This is a genomic window from Citrobacter sp. 50677481 (genome assembly GCF_001463265.1).
GTDB lineage: Bacteria > Pseudomonadota > Gammaproteobacteria > Enterobacterales > Enterobacteriaceae > Citrobacter_A > Citrobacter_A sedlakii.
In genome coordinates, this window is sequence record NZ_LNHZ01000061.1 from 350,474 (window position 1) to 374,015 (window position 23,542).

Here is a 23,542-nt window from a genome sequence, read left to right on the forward strand (position 1 = left end):
GGGGATTATAAGCCGGAACGAAAGAGAAATCGAAAGGTATTCACTCGCCCTTCCGGGCGAGTGGGTGACGCGTCACGGCGCCGGGTTGACCAGAATCTGGCCGATAGAGCCGCGATCGGCCATCTCCAGGGTCTGGCTGTTAAAGTAGAACGGGAAATGCGCCCAGGACGGCTGGCCGTAGTACACCAGCAGCTCAACCTGACCGTCTACCCAGACGGTATCTTTCCAGCCGCGATCTTCCGGGAACGGCATCGCGCCGTTAACGTTACGCACCAGGAAAGAAACGCCTTCAATGTGGAACGACTGCGGCATGTCGGCGCGCACCGTCCAACGCTCCCAGGTGCCCTGCTGCGCGGTGATATCAATGCGGTTTACATCCCACAGTTGACCGTTAATCCCCGGATCGTCTCCCAGGCTGATATCGCGGCTGCGAATCGGCGCGCCGCCCAGGATTTCCGTCGGCAGCAGGCGCATCGGCAGGCTGTCGGTGACCAGCGGCAGCAGCCCGGTCGGGCGCAGCGTTAACACCAGCGTGGACACCAGAATACTGGACGGCTCGAAGAAACCGCGGATCCGGTCGACGATGCTTGCCGCTTCGCCGCAGGTGATCGACACTTCATCACCGTTGGTCATGTCGACCAGAATCTCACGGCGCTCGCCCGGCGCCAGCGATAGCTGTTTCACCGACACCGGCGCGGGCAAAAATCCCTGATCGCCAGAGATAACGTGCAGCGCGCGCCCGTCGCTCATTTGCAGCTGATAGCGGCGCGCGTTGGAGGCGTTTAGCAAGCGCAAACGTACCCAACCGCGAGAAACGTCTACGTATGGGCTTTGCGCGCCATTCACCAGCAGCGTATCGCCGATGAAACCGCCGCTTCCCGGCTCACTGTATTCCGGCGTACCGAAGTTATCCAGCCGCTTATCCTGAATGATGATCGGAAAATCATCCACCCCGTAATGATTGGGGATAGGCAGCGTTTTACTGACCTCATCTTCCACCAGCCACATACCGGCCAGGCCGTTGTAGACCTGCTGAGCGGTACGGTTTGGCGTATTGGCGTGATACCACAGCGTGGCGGCGTTCTGACGAACAGGCAACACGGGCGCCCAGTCGGCATTCGGCGACATCATCCGCGCCGGCCCCCCCATCAACGGTCCTGGCACCTGTAATCCGGCGATGGTCATAGAGACGTTTTCGGTCAGACGGTTACTGTAGATAAGCTTAACGTCATCGCCTTTCCAGACGCGGATCGTCGGGCCAAGATAGCGTCCGTTAATACCCCATACCGGCGCGCGCGTCCCCTGGGTAAAAGACCAGTGGGTCCGCTGTAAGGTCATAAATAACGGCTGACCGCGGCGGGACTCCAGCAGCGGCGGAACGGGCAGCGGCTGTTGCTGACCGGCAGCATTTGCCCTCAGCGGAACTGCACCTGCGCACAGTGCGATCCCCGATGCCTGAATGAACTGACGCCGACTGAGTGACATATAAGCTCCCTGTAAAACTGGCTAAACGACGGGCAGAAAAAGGAGGCCTGTTCTCTGCAAATAACGCGTTCTTAATTAAACTTTTCCGGCAGCTTCCCGCCCGGCGACTTCTTTATCGAGTTCTGCAATCTTTTGTTCCATCAGCGAACGGCAACGGGCGGCCAGCTCGCGAACCTGGTCTTTACCGTACTGGCTCACATCCACCGGCGGCAGCATCTCGACAATCACCAGACCATTCTTCAGACGGTTGAGGTTAATCTTATTTGAGGTATTCGAAACGCACACCGGAATAATCGGTACGCCTGCGGCAATGGCGGCGTGAAACGCGCCCGTTTTAAACGGCAGCAGCCCACGACCGCGGCTACGGGTTCCTTCCGGGAACATCCAGATAGAAATACGGCGCTTTTTGAAATGGTTCACCACTTCGGCAATCGTGCCGTGGGCTTTCGCACGGTTGTTACGGTCAATCAACAGGTTGCCCGTCAGCCAGTAAAGCTGGCCGAAAAACGGGATCCACAGCAGGCTCTTTTTTCCCACCGTAACGGTTGGCGGCTGCACAATATTCGCTGCGGTCACCATATCGTAATTATTCTGGTGATTCGCAATATAGATGGCGTTGCCGTAGCTTTCGGCATCGGCAGGTTTGCGGCATTCGACTTTCAGGCCAAACACCGGCGCCAAGCGACCAAACATATGCCCGAATGTCGCGACGTGTTTTGGATTACGCGGGCTGAAAAGGCAGTAAATCGATCCAAAAACACAAACCAGAATGGAGTAAATAACGGTAATAATAAAACGAAAAATAAATAGCATAACAACCTCTGAAGGCCTAAGAGCCCGGGATTCTACGTCACCTGCTATCAGGTTAGGGTATTGTTGATGTGGCTCTCTGGAAAACTGTATTGTTAATCGCTATTCACGAATAAACAACGGTTTTACGGGAAATTTTAATGTACATCCGGCCCAGCGGCAGGGTTAAAACCGCAGGCCGAAAAAGTATTAATAACGCCATCCGCTACGACGGACGGGCCTGACGGCGACGCACTGCGTCTTTTCAGGCCCGACCGCGTTTCAGGCGTTAAAAAACCTCTTACTCTTCGCTGTCGCCCTGGCTTGCGCGACGCGGCGAATCAATCTCAACGTGATCGATACGCTGGAGACCGCGCATCAGCGTACCGCGACGACCGCGCTCGCCGGTCACCTTCTGCAACTCTTCCGGACGCAGCTTGATTTTGCGCTTCCCGACATGAATGGTCAGAGTGCTTTGCGGCGGTAGTACGTAGAGGTGCGCCAGACCGTCGTCCCCTTTCGCCGCTTCCGCCGACGGGATGTTGATGATCTTATTGCCTTTACCTTTGGACAACTGCGGCAGATCGCTCACCGGGAACATCAGCATCCGTCCGGCCTGGGTGATCGCCAACAGCATATCGCTTTCGTCGCTGATCACCACCGGCGGCATAACGTGAGCGTTTTCCGGCAGCGTAATCAACGCTTTACCGGCACGGTTGCGCGCCACCAGATCGTTAAAGGTGCAGACAAAACCGTAGCCCGCGTTCGATGCCATTAGCAGCTTCTGATCGTCGCCTTCCATCAGCATGTGCTCTACGGTCGCGCCCGGCGGCAGCGTCAGCTTACCGGTCAACGGCTCGCCCTGACCGCGCGCCGACGGCAGCGTAATCGGATCAATGGCGTAGCTTCGCCCGGTTGTGTCGATAAACACCACCGGCTGGTTGCTCTTGCCCTTCACGTCCGATTTGTAGCTGTCGCCCGCTTTATAGTTCAACCCCTGGGCGTCGATGTCATGACCTTTGGCGCTACGCACCCAGCCCATCTGCGAAAGTACGATAGTTACCGGCTCGGACGGCAGCATATCGTGCTCGCTCATCGCCTTCGCTTCTTCGCGCTCGTGCAGCGGCGAACGACGATCGTCGCCGTAAGCGTCTGAATCCGCCTGCAGCTCTTTTTTCAGCAGCGTATTCATCTTCCGCTCAGAAGCGAGGATCCCTTGTAACTGATCGCGCTCTTTCTCCAGTTCGTCCTGCTCGCCGCGGATCTTCATCTCTTCCAGTTTGGCGAGATGACGCAGTTTCAACTCGAGGATCGCTTCGGCCTGGGTTTCGCTGATGCCAAAGCGCGACATCAGCGCTGGCTTCGGCTCATCTTCCGTACGGATGATCTCAATCACTTCGTCGATATTGAGAAACGCCACCAGCAAACCTTCGAGGATATGCAGGCGCTTCAGGACTTTCTCCAGACGATAGTTCAGGCGACGACGCACGGTATCACGGCGGAACGCCAGCCACTCGGTAAGGATCTCCAGCAGGTTTTTCACCGCCGGGCGACCGTCCAGACCGATCATGTTCAGGTTAATGCGGTAGCTTTTTTCCAGATCGGTGGTGGCGAACAGGTGGTTCATCACCTGCTCCATATCCACGCGATTAGAGCGCGGCACGACCACCAGTCGGGTTGGGTTTTCGTGATCCGACTCGTCGCGCAGGTCATCGACCATCGGCAGCTTTTTATTGCGCATCTGGGCGGCGATTTGCTCCAGCACCTTGGCGCCGGAAACCTGATGCGGCAGCGCGGTAATCACCACCGCGCCGTCTTCTTTGGTCCACACCGCGCGCATACGTACCGAACCGCGGCCATTTTCGTAAATTTTACGAATTTCAGCCCGGGATGTGATGATTTCCGCTTCGGTCGGGAAGTCCGGCCCCTGAACGATATCCAGCAGTTGATCCAGCGTGGTCTTTGGCTGCTCGATCAGGGTAATCGCCGCTTTCGCTACTTCGCGCAGGTTGTGCGGCGGGATATCCGTCGCCATGCCGACGGCGATGCCGGTGGTGCCGTTCAGCAGGATGTTCGGCAGACGCGCAGGCAGCATTTTGGGCTCCTGCATCGTGCCGTCAAAGTTTGGCACCCAGTCGGCGGTCCCCTGTCCCAGTTCGCTCAGTAAGACTTCGGCATACTTCGAAAGACGCGATTCGGTATAACGCATCGCCGCAAAGGATTTCGGATCGTCCGGCGCGCCCCAGTTCCCCTGACCGTCAACCAGCGGGTAACGGTAAGAAAACGGCTGCGCCATTAGCACCATGGCTTCATAACAGGCGATGTCGCCATGCGGATGGTATTTACCCAGCACGTCGCCGACGGTACGGGCGGATTTTTTAAATTTGGCGCTGGCATTCAGCCCCAGCTCGGACATCGCGTACACGATGCGACGCTGTACGGGTTTCAGACCATCACCAATAAACGGCAACGCACGGTCCATGATGACGTACATGGAGTAATTCAGATAAGCGTTTTCCGTAAATTCATGCAGCGCAAGGCGCTCTGCCATATCGCTCATTAATCGTGATTCCTCAACTGTAAGCCCGCCAGATACCCGGTATCTTTTCAGGCAATATTGCCGCAGATACTACCTTATCTGGCGCGTTGAGTCACAAAGAAAAGGGCCGCGAAAGCGGCCCTGATGGGGATTATTTGCTGACTTTCCTGATTTGCTTCACGTCAATTTCAACGGAATTCCAGTCTTTATCCACTTCGCCCTGAATTTCAACGGTATCCTGCGGGGTGACGGTCAGGCCGTTCCAGCGTTTATCGTCAATATCAACGTTGATGGTGCCGGTGGCGTCCTTGAACAGATAGAGGTCATCGGAAACACGCTCAACGATGTTCCCGCGCAGGGTGACCCAGGTATCGTCACGCAGCGATTTTGCGCTTTCTACGGTTGCGCTACTGCCGTTCGGTCCGACGAAGCCACCGCCCTGCGTCTGCGTTTGTGTGGCCGAGGGACCGGAAAAACCGCCCTGCTGAGCTGCCAGAACCGGTGCGGAGCTGAGTGCCAGAACGGCAAAGATAGCTGCTAATTTTTTCACGATCGTTTCTCCCTTTCATGTCATTTCATGTCCATTACATAAGTTAATCCTTAACAAGTTCTTAAGCCAAAAAAAAGACATTTTTTTACTGTACATCGCGGGCGACCTCGGGGTTTACTTGCCGTGATGAAGGCGGATCCAGGGAAGAAAAGATGCGGATTTTACTGGTTGAAGACGACGCGCTGATTGGCGACGGCATCAAAGCGGGGTTGAGTAAAATGGGGTTTAGCGTCGACTGGTTTACCGAAGGGCGCCAGGGAAAAGAGGCGCTTTACAGCGCGCCTTACGACGCGGTCATTCTCGACCTGTCGCTGCCGGGCATGGACGGGCGCGATATTCTGCGCGACTGGCGCGAACAGGGTAAACGCGAACCGGTACTGATTCTGACCGCGCGCGATGCGCTGGCGGAGCGGGTTGAAGGTTTACGCCTCGGCGCGGACGATTATCTCTGCAAGCCCTTTGCGCTGATTGAGGTCGCCGCCAGGCTGGAAGCGCTTATGCGCCGCGCCAGCGGGCAGGCCAGCAGCGAACTCCACCACGGTCAGGTGACGCTGGATCCCGGCGGTCTGACCGCCACGCTGGCGGGTGAAAACTTAGCGCTCAAGCCAAAAGAGTTCGCGCTGCTGGAATTGCTGATGCGTAATAAAGGCCGGGTGCTGCCGCGAAAACGTATCGAAGAAAAACTGTATAACTGGGACGAAGAGGTCACCAGCAACGCCGTTGAGGTTCACGTTCATCATCTGCGCCGTAAGTTGGGTAGCGATTTCATTCGCACCGTGCACGGCATCGGTTACACGCTCGGTGAGGCATAACGGTGACAAAACGGCTCAGCCTGCGGGTCAGGCTCACACTCATCTTTTTGATACTGGCGGCGGTGACCTGGGGAGCATCGAGTTTCGTCGCCTGGAAACAGACCACCGACAATGTGGACGAGCTGTTTGACACGCAGTTGATGCTGTTCGCCAAACGGCTGATTACGCTGGACATTGATGAACTTAAAGCCTCCGAGCGGATGGCCCATACGCCAAAGACATTTAAACACGGCCATATCGACGATGACGTTCTGGTGTTCGCCGTTTACACCCTCGACGGCAAAATGGTGCTGCACGATGGCGACAACGGTCAGTACATCCCCTACAGCTACCGCCGGGAAGGGTTTGACAATGGACGATTGATCGGCGACGACGATCTCTGGCGCTTTGTCTGGCTGACGTCCGCCGACGGTAATTACCGCATTGTGGTGGGTCAGGAGTGGGAATACCGCGAAGACATGGCGCTGGCGATCGTCAGCGCGCAGCTCATCCCCTGGCTTATCGCCCTGCCGCTGATGCTGCTGCTGTTGATTATGCTACTGCATCGCGAACTGAAACCGCTGAAAAAGATGGCCCGGACGTTAGGTTTACGCGACCCGGAATCCAACGAGCCGCTCAGTTCACAGGGCGTACCAAGCGAAGTGCGTCCGCTGATCGACTCGCTGAACCAGCTTTTTACCCGCACGCACGACATGATGATGCGCGAGCGGCGCTTCACCTCGGACGCGGCCCATGAGCTGCGTAGTCCGCTGGCGGCGTTGCAGGTGCAAACCGAAGTGGCGCAACTGTCTGACGATGACCCGCAGGCGCGGAAAAAGGCGCTACTCCAGTTGCATACCGGCATCGACCGCGCAACCCGCCTGGTCGATCAGCTCCTGACGCTTTCCCGGCTCGACTCGCTGGATAATCTGCAGGACGTCACCACGCTTGCGCTTGATGACGTCCTGCAGTCTGCGGTGATGGACATTTACCATCCGGCGCAACAGGCGAATATCGATGTGCGCCTGCACCTCGTCGCGCACGATGTAAAGCGCACAGGTCAGCCGCTGCTGCTCAGCCTGCTGGTGCGCAATCTGCTGGATAACGCCATTCGCTACAGTCCGCAGGGCAGTATTGTCCAGGTCACGCTGCGGCATAATGGTTTTTCCGTTAAAGATAACGGCCCTGGCGTTACGCCAGAGGCGCTGGACCACATTGGCAAGCGCTTTTACCGCCCCCCGGGGCAGCGCGTTACCGGCAGCGGCCTGGGCTTATCGATTGTCCGCCGCATCGCCACGCTGCACGGCATGACGGTGGCGTTTGGCAATGCGCCCGACGGTGGGTTCGAAGCCACGGTGAACTGGCGATAGCGGATTGTTGCGTCAGAAGCAAAAGACTTTGCACATTTTGCTCATTTCACCGCGCCGTTTTGCGGCGTAAAATGGCCCTCAAACGCATTTTCCAGAGGGTAAAAAATGAGCAACATTCTGATCGTCAACGGCGCGAAAAAATTCGCCCACTCTAATGGTCAACTTAACGACACCCTGACCGAAGTCGCGGACGGCACGCTGCGCGACCTCGGGCATGAGGTTCGCATCGTTCGAGCTGACGGCGAGTACGATGTAAAAGAAGAAGTGCAGAACTTCGTCTGGGCTGACGTGGTGATCTGGCAGATGCCGGGCTGGTGGATGGGCGCGCCGTGGACGGTAAAAAAATATATCGATGATGTGTTCACCGAAGGCCACGGTACGCTGTACGCCAGCGATGGCCGTACCCGCTCCGACGCATCGAAGAAATACGGTTCCGGCGGTCTGATTCAGGGCACCAAATACATGCTCTCTCTGACCTGGAACGCCCCGATGGAAGCCTTTACCGAGAAAGATCAGTTCTTCCACGGCGTGGGCGTTGACGGCGTGTATCTGCCGTTCCACAAAGCGAATCAGTTCCTGGGCATGACGCCGCTGCCGACCTATATCGCTAATGACGTCATTAAAATGCCGGATGTTCCGCGTCACATTGCAGAATATCGCGAGCATCTGAACGCAATTTTTGGTTAACTAGTCGTCTGGAATTAGAAGGAGTTAACCATGCTTACAGTTATTGCTGAAATTCGCACCCGTCCGGGTCAACATCACCGCCAGGCAGTACTGGATCAGTTTGCGAAAATCGTTCCTACCGTCCTGAAGGAAGAAGGCTGCCACGGCTATGCGCCGATGGTGGATCACGCCGCGGGCGTGAGTTTTCAGACCACTGCGCCTGACTCAATCGTGATGATTGAGCAGTGGGAAAGCATCGCGCATCTTGAAGCGCACCTGCAAACCCCGCATATGAAAGCCTATAGCGAAGCGGTAAAAGGCGACGTGCTGGAGATGAATATCCGTATTCTCGAATCCGGCATTTAAGCGTCTCCTGCGTCACGCCGGGTCGACACACCATCGCGACCCGGCGATTTTTTTACGGCAGCGCCCTTTTCAGTCTGCGCACCGCTTCTTCCAGTTCATTCTTCGTTGGCGTGGCAAAAGAGAGTCGCAGCGTGCGCTTGTCCGGGTTATCGCTATAGAAAAACTCCCCCGGAACATACACGACCTTTTCCTCCAGCGTACGGGAAAGCCAGGCCGTGGTGTCGACGTCGTAACGGAAGGTCCCCCACAGGAACATCCCCCCCTGCGGCATATGGAAAGTAATATGCTCGCCCAGTTCACTGCGCATCATATCGGCGAGGAAATAGCACTTCTCACGATAAGCCTGACGGATCACCGTAATCTGCTCTGCTAAGCGTCCCAGCGACAGATAGCTGGCCGCCAACGCCTGTGAGTGCGCGCTGGTATGCAGATCGGTCGCCTGCTTCACGATAGTCGCCTTCTGCCCCATCCATTCCGGCAACACCACCCAGCCCACGCGCAGCCCCGGCGCCAGAATTTTGGAGAAGGTCGACGTATAAATGACCTGCTCCGGGCAACCGGCTTGCGCCGCATGCTGGAAGAGGGTTGTGCAGGACTGGCCGGTAAAGTTGATTTCACCGTAAGGATCGTCTTCGATAATCACAAAGTTGTGCTGTTTCGCCAGTTGCACCAGCTTCTGGCGACGGTCATCGCTCAGCACCACTCCGCCCGGATTGCCAAAGGTAGGAACGACATACAGGGCTTTGATGGTATGGCGCTGCAACAACTGCTCCAGCTCATCAACAATCATGCCGTCTTTGTCTGTACCGACAGAGAGGATATTCGCCTGCGACAGCTGCAATACCTGTAGAGCGGCAAGGTAGGTCGGGCGCTCAACCACCACTTTATCGCCCGGATTAATCAACGTTCTGACCAGAATATCCAGCGACTGTTGAGACCCGTTGGTGATCAGAATTCGCTCCGGCGCGGCATGAATCCCGCGCCCCAGGCAAAGCTGGCTGATGGCCTCACGCAGCGGAGGATATCCCTCGCTCAGACCGTACTGAAACGCGTCCAGAAACTGCGTCGCCATCATTTTTTGGGTGGCGAGTTCAAGACCGGTTTTGTCGAACAGTTCAGGACTGGGAATTCCGCCGCCGAGGGAAATGACGCCGGGCATTTTGCTATGTTTTAATAATTCGCGGATCGCCGACGGTTTTAACGCGTCGACGTTTCGGGCGAGATGTGTGTTGTTCATTCTTTTTCCTTATCACGTAGTTCGGCGTCCATCCCCGGTATCAGCTATCCACCTGTCGATACCCGCCAGATTACGTTCCTGCACACCCGCGTTCTCGCCTTCGTTTGAGCGTAATAGACCTCTCTGTCTGGATCAATAAGATATTCTCCGCGTCAGGGATTGCCTGACGCGGAAAGGGCTTACCAGTACAGCTTCCAGCACTGGGTGAAACGCATCAGCGCTTCCACATAGAAATAATCCCCCCAGCTCGCGCATTCATCGACGCCCTTATGACTGGAGAGATGATATACCGAATGCTTCAGCAGGCCGTTGCCCTTCTCGTCCTTCGCCATCACATAATGCGCCGTCAGCGAGGACATAATACCCATCGCCCACTGCTGATAGCGTTCACGATCCGGATCGGTAACTGGCAGATGCTTGATCAGCTCCAGCAGGCCGCAAACCGCAATGGCCGCCGACGAGGCGTCGCGCAGCGCGTCGGTTCCCACCAGCGCCAGATCCCAGTGGCAGACGGCATCTTCCGGCAGACGGTTGAGGAAATAGTTCGCCAGCTTTTTCGACAGCGAGACCATCTCTTTATCGCCGGTGTAGATATAGCTCAACAAGAAGCCGTAAATGCCCCACGCCTGCCCGCGCGACCAGCATGAATCGTCGGCGTAGCCCTGCTGTGTGTTGCCATAGCGCGGCGCGCCGGTTTTGACATCCATGTAGTAGGTGTGAAACGTCGAGGCATCTTCACGAATCAGATATTTCGCCGCCTGCGCCACGTGCGCTTTTGCCGCCTCGGCAAAACGCATGTCGCCCGTCTGCTCGCTCGCCCAGTAGAGCAACGGCAGATTCATGTTGCAGTCAATGATCATGCGTCCGGCCTGCTCCGGATCGTTAAGATCGCCCCATGCCTGGATGATCCGCGCCTTTTCGTGGAAGCGCTCAAGGAGCGCCTCTGCCGCCATCAATGAAAAGCCGCGGGCGTCGCGGTTGCCCGTCAGCCGCCAGGCCGCCACGCAGGACAACGTATACAGAAAGCCGAGGTCATGGGTGTTGGTGTCGTGACGTCCGGCAATCCGCAAACCGAATGAGCGCACGTGCTTTTCCGCCATCTCGCGGAACTTCGCGTCGCCGCTCATCTCCCAGGCCAGCCAGAGTTGCCCGGTCCAGAAACTGGTGGTCCACTCAACGTTGTCTGTTAACGGGTAAAAACCTTTGACGCAGGTCTCGGCGGGGAATTTATCACCGAATTCCGTTAAATGACGGCTAATCAGCTCAAGGACATGCTGCCGCGCACCGCTCATTTGATCCTGAAATGCCCCCATATTGACCGGACTGCCAGGAAATTCGCGCAACGTTTCCTCAACGATATGATTTAACATTTTTCGGTTCCTTTTGACGTAATTTATCTTGAAGCGTTATTTTCAGCGATATCCAGCGCGGCAGTATTCCGGCGCTTACTTTGACATGCCGATAAGGTAAAGGCGGAAATCAACGTAAAGGTCAGAGCAATAACGCCCATAATGATATAGGTTTTCTCAAAACCAATACGGTCATACATTAATCCAGCGGGCGAGGAGACGACCACGTTGCCGACGTACAGCATCGCCTGATAGCCCAACAAATACATGGTCGCATTGACGCGTTTATCAAAATGTTCCGCGATATATTTAAATACCGATACCAGCAGCAAACAAATTTCCAGACCGTACAGCGGCTTAAGAATGGAAATAAGCAGATGGGAATCGCAGATTCCGGAAATAACCAGTCGCGCCCCGACCACTACCCCGACAATCAATAACCCGCGTTTCGCGCCAATGGCATTCACGAACAGAGGAATGACCATATACATCACAAATTCCATGCCCGACTGTACGGTGCCGAGATAGCCAAACACGGCATTTCCTTCATTAACATCCGAGAAGAAGGTGACGAAATAGCGTGAAAATTGCTGTTCGGCGATAAACATCATCCACGCCACGCCCGCGACATACAGGCAGAAAGCCCAGAATTTACGGTTACGCAACAGCGCGTAAACGTCCGCCGGAACGATCTTATCTTTCGTCAGGACGTCCGCCGCGTTAGCCGCGTTGACGTTGACCTTCAGGCTCAACAGGACGATCAGCATCACCACCGACGCCACGCTGCCAAGAATAAAGTTATAAGCCGGCGAGAGGTTAAACAGCAGACCGGAAAACGAGGACGCGACAGCCCAGCCGAGGGAGCCCCACATACGGATCTGACCGAACTCCATTCCGTTAAGACGGCTGTAGCGATCCGAATAGGATTCGCAGGCCGCCACACCAGCATACCAGGCAAAGCTCAGGTAGATTGCGCCGATAATAATCCCCAGCATCGTATTGGACATCAACAGCGGCTGGTAGACGTAAATAAAGAACGGCGCCATTAACGCAGACATGATCACCACAAAATAGAGCAGATATTTGCTCATGCCGATCTTATCGAGAATATAGCCGTAAATGGGTTTAAGAATGACTGAAAATATGCCATTCACGGCAAAAACGGTGCCAATTACCGTTCCACTGAGCTGTGCTTTTTGTCCTAACCAAATAGCCAAAAGACCAATACTGGCTGACCAGGTAAAGAAGTAGAGGAATATAAAGCTACTAATTTTGTAATATTCCACTCTGTTATTAAGTGAGAGTTTATTCATATCATCCTCGCCGACGCACTGGGCGCCAGTTTTTATAAAATGAACGACAGTTGACGTGAGCTTCCAGGTTCGCGAATAACGACCTGGTCTGTGTTTATTTCCAGTTGCGGAACAGCCGCATCGCTTTTCTGCTGAGCCGACACTGCGCAGCACAGCCAGGTTTCGCCCGGGGTAATTGTTGTTAACAGCAGGGGGATGGACGCGCACTCTGCGAACATAATGCTGCTGTTCGGCGGCGTGACGACGCTGTCCGGTTGACGACGGATCGCTGGCGACAGATCGACAATCACGCTGCTGCCGTTGCTGGCGTTGATTTCGCAGCCGCGTTCGCTTACCCGATGATCCGCTTTCATCACCGCAAATCCGCCTTCTGCCGTCTGTAAGGTACGGGCGCTGTGGATACGGTGCAGGCGAATATGCCATTCACCAAACGGCGCCAGCCAGGTGTCGATAATGACGTCATGCCACGGCGACCAGCGCGAAAGGATGACGTTTTCACGTACGCTGACCGCGTCGCAACCCCGTCGACCGCGATAATAGTTGTCGCCGTCCGCCAGCAGCAGCATGGAGTCGCACGCCGCGTGTTTCAGGCCATAGCGTCCGCGTTCGACGGTGAAACCAAAGCGGCTGGAGTAAGCAAATTTGGTGTATTTGGCTTCGGTGTTGACGTAGTTGTTCAACTCAAGTTGGCCGGAGGTCAACAGGGTGACATGTTGCGAACGCTCGCTGTGCTGCAAAATTTGCCCGGCGTGCGGGACGGTCCGCGTTTCGCTAAGCGCAGGAAGCGGCAGTTCCTCCGCTTGCCAGAAAGGATGCGTTGACGGCAGGGCGAGGATTAAAAATACCTTCAGCGCCCAGTAAGGGGAACCGGGCGAGTTGTAGTCCTCGCACATGACCAGATTCGGGTAGGCAAAACCCAGCGTCAGGATACCCTCACGATCGAAAATCGACTGCTGTTGCCACCAGCGCAGATGGCGCAGAATGATCCCTTTCACCACACCCGGAGAGAACACGTCGAGCCCGGCAAACGCCACTGCGCTCCAGAACGCCACCATTGCAAAGCGGTAGGTCAGGCTGCGCCCGAACGGCACCGACGCGCCGTCCGCCGCTGACATGTAAATAAAATCCTGCGCAAACAGCCGCGACCGTTCGCGCAGCGTCGCGGCACGTTCAACGTCATCCGGACTGAGGGTGGCGTACAGCAGGCCGTAAAAATGGAAGGCCATTGAGATGTAATAATCTTTCGGCCGCCCGGGACCGTCGGAATACCAGCCGTCGCCGAGGTAATAGGCTTCCATCATGGCAAAACGGCGATCAATCGCAGCCTGATCGAACGGTAAACCGGCGCGCTTGAACCCGAGCTGCACGATGATGGCAAAGTAGTTCCAGTTACTGTCGGGCATTTGCGCGTCAGTGATTTGATTCAGCCAGCGATGAAGATTTTCCCGTTCGTCAACGCTGAACGCATCAGTCAACCGCGTCTGCAATAGCGCAAGACCCAAACCGTAAGCGGCCATCTCAACCAGGCGCTGATCGTAAGGGCCGGTATCGCCCCAATACTGAGGACTATGCGGATCGGTGCCCAGCTTAATCGCCTGAATATACTTCTCTGCGAACGGCACTTCTGCGCCGCCCGCCAGCAACGGAAACAGCCCCCACAGCGCGCGGGAAAGCCCTTCCATGCAGGCGATATCCACGCTGTAATGCGCGCAGGTATTGCCCAGCGAAAACTGCGCCTTCCCCGCCGGAAACTGCTTGTCCAGCGCACGTAAGATGTCATTAACGGCGCGCGTTACGTCTTCGCGTGATGACAAAGGATTTGATGTTTCTTCACCAGCCGTCCACATAGCCTGTCCTCCAGATTAAGTGGACAAATCATAGTGAATCGCTGATAAGCGGAAATGTTATCTCAGTCACACCGTTATCACAGAAGTAAAACAGTGATTGAGGAAATTTAAAAATAGGGTTTATAAACAAATCCAGGACGATCAAAATTTAAATCTGTTGCACTATGAACGCACCGCTTAATGAAGAACGCCTGGAGTTGATCACCCTGAACGATGCCATTGCCTCGTTCAGTCGCCTGTTTGCCAATACAGTGCGGTATCACCACTGGCATCAGTGTCTTGAGGTGTTGTACGTAGAGGAAGGATTTGGCGTGGTGATTGTCGATCACAAGCAATACACCATGCGTCCAGGGAGGATGTTCTTTTTCCCGCCCTTTACGCTGCATAAAATTATGGTCGATGAACGGGCCCGGGATGGCTACCGGCGCACCATTATCCATCTCGATCACCATGCGGTGCTGAAGGCGTTACGCGACTTTCCGCATAACCATCAGCGTCTGCAAAACCTGAGTCTGCGCGGCGGCGAAGCCTGGGTGACCGACGCGGCGGATATTCATCCGCACGTCGATTTTCTTTTCAGTCGCTACGAAAAAATGGCCGCCCGCAAGCCGCTCAATACGGAACAGGTCTCTTGCCTGTTGCTCAGTTTATTAAGCCTGTTACCCGAGGATAACGTCAATTTGACAGCGACAGACAGCGGAATCGCCAGCCAGGTGATGTTTTGGCTTGATGAAAATTACCGGCACAAATTCCGGCTCGATGCGCTGGCGGCAGAGGTGGGGAAATCGAAAAGCTACGTCTCGCGCCGCTTTCATTATGAGACGGGCGAAAGCATTCTCGACTATCTCAATACATTACGGTTACGAAAAGCGTGCGAGGCGCTGCTACACAGCAACGCCAGCGTGCGCGATATCGCCCGACAGGTGGGCTTTTCGGACGTGACCTACTTCATCAGCGCGTTTGGCAAGGGAATTGGCGAGACGCCGTTGCAGTACCGGAAAAAACACGCCATCTGATGTTACCGCCGTCATCCGGTACTCTTAGCTTTACCGGATGGCGGCGGCGTAACGGGCTTTGCGCAAAAAGCGGATAACTATGCCTCAATATCCGCGAGATCGCCCTTTTCCTGCAACCAGTTGCGTCGGTCTTCAGAACGTTTCTTCGCCAGCAGCATATCCATCACCGCGTTGGTACGCTGGTCATCTTCATCGCTGATGGTGAGCTGCACCAGACGGCGGGTGTTCGGGTCCAGCGTTGTCTCACGCAACTGCATCGGGTTCATTTCACCCAGACCTTTAAAGCGCTGAACGTTTGGCTTGCCTTTCTTACGCTTGAGCTGTTCCAGCACGCCCGCTTTTTCTTCTTCCGTTAAGGCGTAATAGACCTCTTTGCCGAGATCGATACGGTATAACGGCGGCAGCGCAACGTAGACGTGACCCTGCTTCACCAGCGTCCGGAAGTGCTTCACAAACAGCGCGCAGAGCAACGTGGCAATGTGCAGGCCGTCGGAGTCGGCGTCCGCAAGGATACAGATCTTGCCGTAGCGCAACTGGCTAAGATCGTCACTGTCCGGATCGATGCCGATCGCCACCGAAAGGTCGTGGACTTCCTGAGAGGCCAGCACCTCATCCGAGGAGACTTCCCAGGTGTTGAGGATCTTACCTTTAAGCGGCATGATCGCCTGATATTCACGATCGCGCGCCTGCTTGGCCGAACCGCCCGCTGAGTCCCCTTCGACGAGGAACAGCTCGGTACGATTCAGATCCTGAGCGGTACAGTCCGCCAGTTTCCCCGGCAGCGCCGGACCGCTGGTCAGCTTTTTACGCACCACTTTTTTCGCCGCGCGTAGACGACGCTGAGCGCTGGAGATCGCCATTTCCGCCAGCAGTTCCGCGGCCTGGACGTTCTGGTTCAGCCACAGGGTAAACGCATCTTTCACCACGCCGGAAACGAACGCCGCGCACTGACGGGACGACAGGCGCTCTTTGGTTTGACCGGCAAACTGCGGATCCTGCATCTTCACGGAAAGCACGTAGGCGCAGCGATCCCAGATGTCTTCTGCCGACAGCTTCACGCCGCGCGGCAGAATATTGCGGTATTCGCAGAATTCGCGCATCGCGTCGAGCAGCCCCTGACGCAGACCGTTAACGTGCGTCCCGCCCTGCAGGGTCGGGATCAGGTTGACGTAGCTTTCGGTCAGCAGTTCGCCGCCTTCCGGTAGCCAGAGCAGCGCCCAGTCGACCGCTTCCGTATCGCCTTCGAAATTACCGATAAACGGTTTTTCCGGTAGCGTCGGCAAGCCGTTAACCGCCTCGCCGAGATAGTCGTTCAGACCATCCTGATAGCACCACCGTTGCTCGCTGTTGTTGACCTCGTCCTTAAAGGTGATTTCCACACCGGGGCACAACACCGCTTTCGCTTTCAGCACATGCGTTAAGCGCGAAACGGAGAAACGTGGGCTATCAAAAAAGGTTTCGTCCGGCCAGAAGTGAACGCTGGTGCCGGTGTTGCGTTTACCGCACGTCCCGACAACCTGCAAATCCTGCACTTTCTCACCGTTTTCAAACGCAATGTTATACACCTGACCATCGCGGCGCACGTTCACTTCCACGCGCTTCGACAGGGCGTTCACCACCGAGATCCCTACTCCGTGCAGCCCCCCGGAGAACTGATAGTTCTTGTTGGAGAACTTACCGCCCGCATGCAGTCGGCAAAGGATCAGTTCAACCGCCGGGACGCCTTCCTCAGGATGAATGTCGACGGGCATGCCGCGCCCGTCATCAATGACTTCCAGCGATTGATCGGCATGTAAAATGACGTCCACGCGTTTCGCGTGTCCTGCCAGTGCTTCATCCACACTGTTATCAATCACTTCCTGCCCAAGATGGTTGGGACGGGTGGTATCAGTGTACATCCCCGGGCGGCGGCGCACCGGCTCAAGCCCAGTGAGTACCTCAATGGCATCAGCGTTATAAGTTTGCGTCATGGTTTTAATAGCAGTTCGAAATGATTGTCAGCAACTGTGCAGTCCAAGGAAATCGACAATCTGGTTGAAATAATCTTCGAAGCCCGTGAATGCGTGGTTTCCACCTTCGATTACAGTCTGGCGGCAGGACGCGTAGTACGCCACTGCCTGGCGGTAATCCAGCACTTCATCCCCCGTCTGTTGCAGCAGCCAGATAAGGTCTGGCGCTTCCAGCGGGTCAATCTGCATGACTTTAAGATCGTAAATATGACGAGACTCTAGCACATATTGCTGCCCCGTGTAGGGGTTCTCGTTCTGGCCGAGGTAGTCGGTCAGCAGTTCGAAAGGCCGCACCGCCGGGTTGACCACGACAGCGGGCAGCATAAAGCATTGCGACAGCCAGGTCGCGTAGTAGCCGCCCAAAGAAGACCCGACGACACCCAGCGGTTCCCCACCGTGCTCCAGCACGATCGACTCCAGCATTTCTGCGGCATCGGCCGGGTATGGCGGCAGTTGCGGCACAATCATCTCAATGTCAGGATGCTGTGCGCACAGCCAGTCTTTGAGCAGACAGGCTTTCGCCGAGCGAGGCGAACTGTTGAAGCCGTGAAGATAAAGAAGCGTAGACATCAGTAGCCTTCTGACGCGGTGTCGGGGCGAAACTCAGTCCCCTCTAAACGACAGACGTCCGTATGTAGCGAACCGTCAGCAAACAGCTCCAGCGTACGCCAGCCGGGACCAATCGTGTCGAGGGTAAAGTTAGCGCAGTGCGGTTTGAACTGGACGCAGGTTGATGGCGTCGCCAGCAGGCGGCGGCCATTCCAGTCGAGATCCAGCTCCTGATGAATGTGTCCGCAAAGCAGATATTTCACGCGCGGGAAGTTCACCAGCACGCTGTCCAGCTCCGCGGCGTTGCGCAGACTGTGCTGATCCAGCCAGCTGCAGCCCGCAGGCAGCGGATGATGGTGCAGAAGCAGCAACGTATGACGTTCCGGCGCTTCCGCCAGCTTTTGCTCAAGCCACTCCAGTTGAAATTCGCTCAGTTCGCCGTGGGGTACGCCAAACACCTGGCTGTCGAGCAGCAGGATCTGCCAGTGTTCGCCAATCATCACGCGCTTGGCTGGCGAGATCCCCGCCTCCTGCAACGCGCTGTACATGGCTGGCTGAAAGTCATGGTTGCCTGGCAACCAGACGCAAGGCGCGCGAAAGCTGGCTATGCCTTCAGCAAAATGCTGATAGGCCGCCGCGCTTTGATCCTGCGCTAAATCCCCTGTCGCCACGATCAGATCGTATTCCTGCCCCTCGGCATGAATCGCTTTCAGCACGGCCTGGTAACTTTCCCAGGTGTTCACGCCTAACAGCGTTTCGTGCTTTTCGGCAAACAGGTGAGTATCGGTAATTTGTAAGATCCTGACCCTGGCCTCACCAGCCAGAGGAAGGTTTAACAGGCTTTCCAAATGGTGTCCTTAGGTTTCACGACGCTAGTAAACCGGAATCGCCATCGCTCCATGTGCTAAACAGTATCGCAGCCAGTCGGCTAAAAACTGATTAATTTGATGCTTTTCGTCGCGTTGGTGCAACTTTTTATTGGGATAATCATACCGCGCTTTGAAGCGAAAGATCTGCTGACTTGAACACACTTCAGCCACCATCGCGTCATGATAGAGGCGGACCGTCAGCGACGGCAGGCTCCAGTAGGTGATTGCCGGCGCCGTCTGCTCGATCGTAACAAGCGTAGTGTATCGGGTCGATTCAACAACCGTTAGCCGATATTGTGCGTTGCCCACCTGATAGCTTACTGTTTCGCCAGGCGCGTCATTGCGCGGCAGCAGGCGGCGTAACTGTGAGAAATTGGTTTCGCACAGACGCATCATTTCAGGAAAGTCAGGTGTATAGCGCTTCATTTTTTCCACTCGTGTATTAACTCTTTATAGTGCAACTGCAACCATTGCAGGGCAATGACGGAAGCCGCGTTATCAATTTTCCCCTCTTCAACCCATTGATAAGCCTGCTCCCGGCTTACCACATGAACCCGAATATCTTCGTTTTCATCAGCCAGACCGTGAATCCCGTTCGCGGTCGTGGCGTCCACTTCACCCACCATAATTGACGAGCGCTCGCTGGTGCCCCCCGGACTTGCCAGATAACTGAGCACCGGTTTCGTCCGTTTCACCACGATGCCGGCTTCTTCCATCGCCTCACGGCGCGCGACGTCGTCGACGGTTTCGCCGTCTTCAATCATGCCGGCCACCAGTTCCAGTAACCACGGCGTGTCGCTGGTGTCATAGGCCGCAATTCGGACCTGCTCGACAAGCACCACTTCGTCCCGCTCAGGGTCAAAGGGTAGCAAGACTGCGGCGTGACCGCGCTCAAAAATTTCGCGCCGCACCTCCTGGCTCATTTCACCGTTGAACAAGCGGTGGCGGAAGCGGTAAAGATCCATCGAAAAAAAACCGCGATATAGCGTTTCTCGTGCAATAATTTCTACATCGTTTTTGGTGAAAGTTACGGGCGAGTTGCCTGATTTACGCATTGTGCCGTCCTGTACCAATAGTGATTTAAATGTGAATTTCAAGGGCGTTTGACTGCTGTTTTAGCGACCTTGTGGTAAATTGGTGCAAATTAACGCCTGATGGCACATAACGCCAACTTTTTGCAGTGGCGGATTCTGCTAGAATCGGCAATTATTTTTCTAAAATTTGATCAGCGCTAAATACTGCTTCACAACAAGGAATGCAAATGAAGAAATTGCTCCCCATCCTTATCGGCCTGAGCCTGTCGGGGTTCAGCACACTGAGCCAGGCAGAGAACCTGATGCAAGTTTATCAGCAAGCACGCCTGAGCAACCCGGAACTGCGTAAATCCGCCGCCGATCGCGATGCTGCATTCGAAAAAATCAACGAAGCACGTAGTCCTTTACTGCCTCAACTGGGTCTGGGTGCCGATTACACCTACAGCAACGGCTACCGTGACGCGAACGGCGTGAACTCTAACGCCACCAGCGCTTCTCTGCAATTAACGCAGACCCTTTTCGATATGTCGAAATGGCGCGCGCTGACCCTGCAGGAAAAATCAGCGGGCATTCAGGACGTCACCTTTCAGACGGACCAGCAAACGCTGATCCTAAACACCGCCAGTGCCTACTTTAAAGTGTTGAACGCCATTGACGTTCTCTCTTACACCCAGGCGCAGAAACAGGCGATTTATCGTCAGTTGGATCAAACCACTCAACGTTTCAACGTGGGTCTGGTGGCCATTACCGACGTGCAGAACGCCCGTTCACAATACGATACCGTACTGGCGAACGAAGTGACCGCGCGTAACGATCTCGACAATGCTGTCGAAGAACTGCGTCAGGTTACCGGCAACTACTACCCGGAGCTGGCGTCGCTGAACGTCGACAGCTTTAAAACCGACAAGCCGCAGCCGGTAAACGCCCTGCTGAAAGAAGCGGAAAACCGTAACCTGACGCTGTTGCAGGCGCGTTTGAGCCAGGATCTCGCGCGCGAGCAAATTCGCCAGGCGCAGGACGGCCATCTGCCGACACTGGATTTAACCGCCTCGACCGGCGTTTCCGACACCTCATACAGCGGTTCCAAAACCCGTGGCGCTGCCGGTTCGCAATATGACGACAGCAATATGGGCCAAAACAAAGTGGGCCTGAGCTTCTCTCTGCCGATCTATCAGGGCGGTATGGTGAACTCGCAGGTGAAACAGGCGCAGTACAACTTTGTCGGCGCGAGCGAGCAGCTGGAAAGCGCGCACCGCAGCGTGGTACAGACCGTACGTTCGTCTTTCAATAACATTAATGCTTCCATCAGCAGTATTAACGCCTACAAACAGGCGGTTGTTTCTGCGCAAAGCTCATTAGACGCGATGGAAGCAGGTTACTCTGTGGGTACGCGTACGATTGTTGACGTGCTGGATGCGACCACCACGCTGTATAACGCCAAGCAGCAATTGGCGAATGCGCGTTATAACTACCTGATCAACCAGCTCAATATCAAATCCGCACTGGGTACGCTGAACGAGCAGGATCTGGTGGCGCTGAACAACACGTTGGGCAAACCGATTCCGACCAGCCCGGACAGCGTAGCGCCGGAAACCCCGCAGCAGGACGCCGCCGTGGATAACTTTAACGGTAACGCCACTGCCGTACAGCCAGCATCAGCCCGGACGACCTCCGGCAGTAACCCGTTCCGCAATTAAGACGGCCTTTCGCTTATCGGGCCTACCGCTACGTAGGCCCGATAAGGCGCAACCGCCGATCGGCACAAAATCGCTGCTGAACGTAAGACAACGTAAAGATCCCACGATTCAGCCGCATTCCTGCCCCTTCTCGCTTCATTTTCAACCACTCATCCTCTATCCTGAGCAGTAATTACCACTGGGTCCTGGAAGACGAAAATGAAACGGACAAAATCCATCAAACACGCTGCGTTCCGCAAAAGCTGGAGCGCGCGTCACCTGACGCCTGTGGCGTTAGCCGTTACCGCTGTGTTTATGCTGGCGGGATGTGAAAAGAGCGACGAAACCGTATCGCTGTATCAGAATGCGGATGACTGCTCGGCAGCCAATCCGGGTAAAAGCGCGGAGTGTACTGCAACCTACAACAACGCGCTGAAAGAAGCTGAACGTACCGCGCCGAAATACGCGTCCCGCGAAGACTGCGTGGCCGAATTTGGCGAAGGCCAGTGCCAGCAGGCGCCAGCCCAGGCCGGTATGGCCCCTGAAGGACAGGCGCAAGCGCAGCAGTCCAGCGGCAGCTTCTGGATGCCGTTAATGGCGGGTTACATGATGGGTCGGATGATGGGCGGCGGCGCAGGTTTCGCGCAACAGCCGCTGTTCAGCTCGAAAAACCCGGCCAGCCCGGCATACGGTAAATATACCGACGCAAGCGGCAAAAACTATGGCGCCGCCACGCCAGGTCGCAGCATGACGGTGCCGAAAACCGCCATGGCGCCGAAGCCTGCCACCACTTCGACCGTCACGCGCGGCGGCTTTGGTGAATCTGTCGCCAAACAGAACACCATGCAACGTAGCGCCAGCGGCACCTCCACGCGTTCAATGGGTGGCTGATCCGCATGGAAAGAGTCAGTATCACTGAGCGCCCGGACTGGCGCGATAAAGCCAACGAATATGGGTTCAATTTTCACACCATGTACGGTGAACCGTACTGGTGTGAAGAGGCATACTACAAGCTGACGCTGGCGCAGGTTGAAAAGCTGGAAGAGGTGACTGCTGAACTGCACCAGATGTGCCTGAAGGTGGTCGAAAAAGTGATCGCCAGCGACGCGCTGATGACCAAATTCCGCATTCCCAAGCATACCTGGGGCTTCGTTCGTCAGTCCTGGCAAACGAGCCAGCCCTCGCTCTATTCACGTCTCGATCTGGCGTGGGACGGCACCGGCGAACCTAAGCTGCTGGAAAACAACGCCGATACGCCGACTTCGCTGTATGAAGCTGCATTTTTCCAGTGGATCTGGCTTGAAGATCAGCTCAACGCGGGTAACCTGCCGCAAGGTAGCGACCAGTTTAACAGCCTCCAGGAAAAACTTATCGCGCGTTTCGCCGAGCTGCGCGAGCAGTACGGTTTTCAGCTTCTGCATCTTACCTGCTGCCGGGACACCGTTGAGGATCGCGGAACCATTCAGTATCTGCAGGACTGCGCCGCAGAAGCGGAAATCGCCACCGAATTCCTCTACATCGAAGATATCGGGCTGGGCGAGAAAGGCCAGTTTACGGACCTGCAGGATCAGGTGATCGCCAACCTGTTCAAGCTGTATCCGTGGGAATTTATGCTGCGTGAGATGTTCTCTACCAAGCTGGAAGACGCAGGCGTTCGCTGGCTGGAACCGGCCTGGAAGAGCATTATTTCCAACAAGGCGCTGCTGCCGCTGCTGTGGGAAATGTTTCCTGACCATCCGAATCTGCTGCCTGCGTACTTCGCAGAGGACGATCATCCGCAAATGGAAAAATTTGTCGTGAAGCCGATCTTCTCGCGTGAAGGCGCTAACGTCTCCATCATAGAGAACGGTAAAACGATCGAAGCGGTGGAAGGCCCTTACGGCGAAGAAGGCATGATCGTGCAGCAGTTCCATCCGCTGCCGAAGTTTGGCGACAGCTATATGCTGATCGGTAGTTGGTTGATCAACGATCAGCCTGCCGGGATCGGCATACGTGAAGACCGCGCGCTGATCACTCAGGATCTGTCCCGCTTCTACCCGCATATCTTTGTCGAATGATTAAGGGTGCCGGATGAGAGCGCAAAGCGC

General features: G+C 55.6%; 21 protein-coding genes. 8 read left to right on the forward strand and 13 right to left on the reverse strand.

Annotated elements, in window-relative coordinates; genetic code table 11:
- Nucleotides 1-72: 72 nt before the first annotated feature.
- The 4 genes from ftsP to APU02_RS18215 all read right to left on the reverse strand — a co-directional run bounded on the left by ftsP (nt 73) and on the right by APU02_RS18215 (nt 5,363).
- Entirely contained in the window at nt 73-1,485 is a 1,413-nt protein-coding gene (gene ftsP, locus APU02_RS18200) for a cell division protein FtsP (protein WP_042289238.1), read from the reverse strand.
- 75 nt (nt 1,486-1,560) lie between these two features.
- Nucleotides 1,561-2,298 (reverse strand): 1-acylglycerol-3-phosphate O-acyltransferase, encoded by a 738-nt coding sequence (gene plsC / locus APU02_RS18205; protein ID WP_060570838.1) that lies wholly within the window; start codon nt 2,296-2,298, stop codon nt 1,561-1,563.
- Between the two features lie 277 nt (nt 2,299-2,575).
- Nucleotides 2,576-4,834 carry a DNA topoisomerase IV subunit A gene (gene parC / locus APU02_RS18210; protein ID WP_060570839.1) on the reverse strand — a complete coding sequence of 753 codons (2,259 nt, stop codon included), beginning with the start codon at nt 4,832-4,834 and terminating at the stop codon, nt 2,576-2,578.
- A 130-nt stretch (nt 4,835-4,964) separates the two neighbouring features.
- Nucleotides 4,965-5,363, reverse strand: a complete 399-nt coding sequence (locus tag APU02_RS18215; protein ID WP_042289243.1) for a YgiW/YdeI family stress tolerance OB fold protein — start codon at nt 5,361-5,363, stop codon at nt 4,965-4,967.
- Between the two features lie 152 nt (nt 5,364-5,515).
- On the opposite strand from APU02_RS18215, the gene qseB reads away from it, so the two are divergent.
- The 4 genes from qseB to APU02_RS18235 all read left to right on the forward strand — a co-directional run bounded on the left by qseB (nt 5,516) and on the right by APU02_RS18235 (nt 8,556).
- A complete protein-coding gene (qseB, locus tag APU02_RS18220; protein ID WP_042289246.1) occupies nt 5,516-6,175 on the forward strand; it encodes a quorum sensing response regulator transcription factor QseB in 660 nt (219 codons plus the stop codon).
- On the forward strand, nt 6,172-7,524 hold the full coding sequence (gene qseC, locus APU02_RS18225) for a quorum sensing histidine kinase QseC (RefSeq protein WP_042289247.1): 1,353 nt from the start codon (nt 6,172-6,174) through the stop codon (nt 7,522-7,524). The genes qseB and qseC overlap by 4 nt, the downstream gene beginning before the upstream one ends.
- A gap of 105 nt (nt 7,525-7,629) precedes the next feature.
- A complete protein-coding gene (locus APU02_RS18230; protein ID WP_060570840.1) occupies nt 7,630-8,211 on the forward strand; it encodes an NAD(P)H-dependent oxidoreductase in 582 nt (193 codons plus the stop codon).
- Between the two features lie 30 nt (nt 8,212-8,241).
- A complete protein-coding gene (locus tag APU02_RS18235) occupies nt 8,242-8,556 on the forward strand; it encodes a putative quinol monooxygenase (protein ID WP_042289259.1) in 315 nt (104 codons plus the stop codon).
- A gap of 52 nt (nt 8,557-8,608) precedes the next feature.
- Here APU02_RS18235 and APU02_RS18240 read toward each other — a convergent pair whose 3' ends face one another.
- From APU02_RS18240 to APU02_RS18255, 4 genes are all read right to left on the reverse strand, one after another.
- Nucleotides 8,609-9,793 carry a PLP-dependent aminotransferase family protein gene (locus APU02_RS18240; protein WP_060570841.1) on the reverse strand — a complete coding sequence of 395 codons (1,185 nt, stop codon included), beginning with the start codon at nt 9,791-9,793 and terminating at the stop codon, nt 8,609-8,611.
- A gap of 179 nt (nt 9,794-9,972) precedes the next feature.
- A complete protein-coding gene (locus tag APU02_RS18245; protein WP_060570842.1) occupies nt 9,973-11,163 on the reverse strand; it encodes a glycoside hydrolase family 88 protein in 1,191 nt (396 codons plus the stop codon).
- A 23-nt stretch (nt 11,164-11,186) separates the two neighbouring features.
- A complete protein-coding gene (locus APU02_RS18250; protein ID WP_060570843.1) occupies nt 11,187-12,455 on the reverse strand; it encodes an oligosaccharide MFS transporter in 1,269 nt (422 codons plus the stop codon).
- 32 nt (nt 12,456-12,487) lie between these two features.
- Nucleotides 12,488-14,302 (reverse strand): DUF2264 domain-containing protein, encoded by a 1,815-nt coding sequence (locus tag APU02_RS18255; RefSeq protein WP_060570844.1) that lies wholly within the window; start codon nt 14,300-14,302, stop codon nt 12,488-12,490.
- A 164-nt stretch (nt 14,303-14,466) separates the two neighbouring features.
- Here APU02_RS18255 and APU02_RS18260 point away from each other — a divergent pair, with 164 nt between their 5' ends.
- Entirely contained in the window at nt 14,467-15,318 is an 852-nt protein-coding gene (locus APU02_RS18260) for an AraC family transcriptional regulator (RefSeq protein WP_060570845.1), read from the forward strand.
- A gap of 77 nt (nt 15,319-15,395) precedes the next feature.
- Here APU02_RS18260 and parE read toward each other — a convergent pair whose 3' ends face one another.
- From parE to nudF, 5 genes are read right to left on the reverse strand one after another with little or no spacing between them, the layout of a single operon-like run.
- A complete protein-coding gene (gene parE, locus APU02_RS18265) occupies nt 15,396-17,288 on the reverse strand; it encodes a DNA topoisomerase IV subunit B (RefSeq protein WP_060570846.1) in 1,893 nt (630 codons plus the stop codon).
- A 27-nt stretch (nt 17,289-17,315) separates the two neighbouring features.
- A complete protein-coding gene (yqiA, locus tag APU02_RS18270; protein WP_042289277.1) occupies nt 17,316-17,897 on the reverse strand; it encodes an esterase YqiA in 582 nt (193 codons plus the stop codon).
- Nucleotides 17,897-18,724 (reverse strand): 3',5'-cyclic-AMP phosphodiesterase, encoded by an 828-nt coding sequence (gene cpdA, locus APU02_RS18275; RefSeq protein WP_042289280.1) that lies wholly within the window; start codon nt 18,722-18,724, stop codon nt 17,897-17,899. The genes yqiA and cpdA overlap by 1 nt, the downstream gene beginning before the upstream one ends.
- A 24-nt stretch (nt 18,725-18,748) precedes the next feature.
- The gene (locus APU02_RS18280; RefSeq protein WP_012907621.1) at nt 18,749-19,171 is read right to left on the reverse strand and encodes a DUF1249 family protein; all 423 of its coding nucleotides are present in this window, start codon (nt 19,169-19,171) and stop codon (nt 18,749-18,751) included.
- Nucleotides 19,168-19,800: an ADP-ribose diphosphatase gene (gene nudF, locus APU02_RS18285; RefSeq protein WP_042289285.1), complete on the reverse strand. Its 633-nt coding sequence runs from the start codon at nt 19,798-19,800 to the stop codon at nt 19,168-19,170. The genes APU02_RS18280 and nudF overlap by 4 nt, the downstream gene beginning before the upstream one ends.
- Before the next feature lie 200 nt (nt 19,801-20,000).
- On the opposite strand from nudF, the gene tolC reads away from it, so the two are divergent.
- The 3 genes from tolC to APU02_RS18300 all read left to right on the forward strand — a co-directional run bounded on the left by tolC (nt 20,001) and on the right by APU02_RS18300 (nt 23,512).
- A complete protein-coding gene (tolC, locus tag APU02_RS18290; protein WP_082636857.1) occupies nt 20,001-21,476 on the forward strand; it encodes an outer membrane channel protein TolC in 1,476 nt (491 codons plus the stop codon).
- 198 nt (nt 21,477-21,674) lie between these two features.
- The gene (locus tag APU02_RS18295) at nt 21,675-22,346 is read left to right on the forward strand and encodes a DUF1190 family protein (RefSeq protein ID WP_042289288.1); all 672 of its coding nucleotides are present in this window, start codon (nt 21,675-21,677) and stop codon (nt 22,344-22,346) included.
- 5 nt (nt 22,347-22,351) lie between these two features.
- Nucleotides 22,352-23,512, forward strand: coding sequence for a glutathionylspermidine synthase family protein (locus APU02_RS18300; protein ID WP_042289291.1), 1,161 nt, complete (start codon nt 22,352-22,354; stop codon nt 23,510-23,512).
- Nucleotides 23,513-23,542 lie beyond the last annotated feature (30 nt).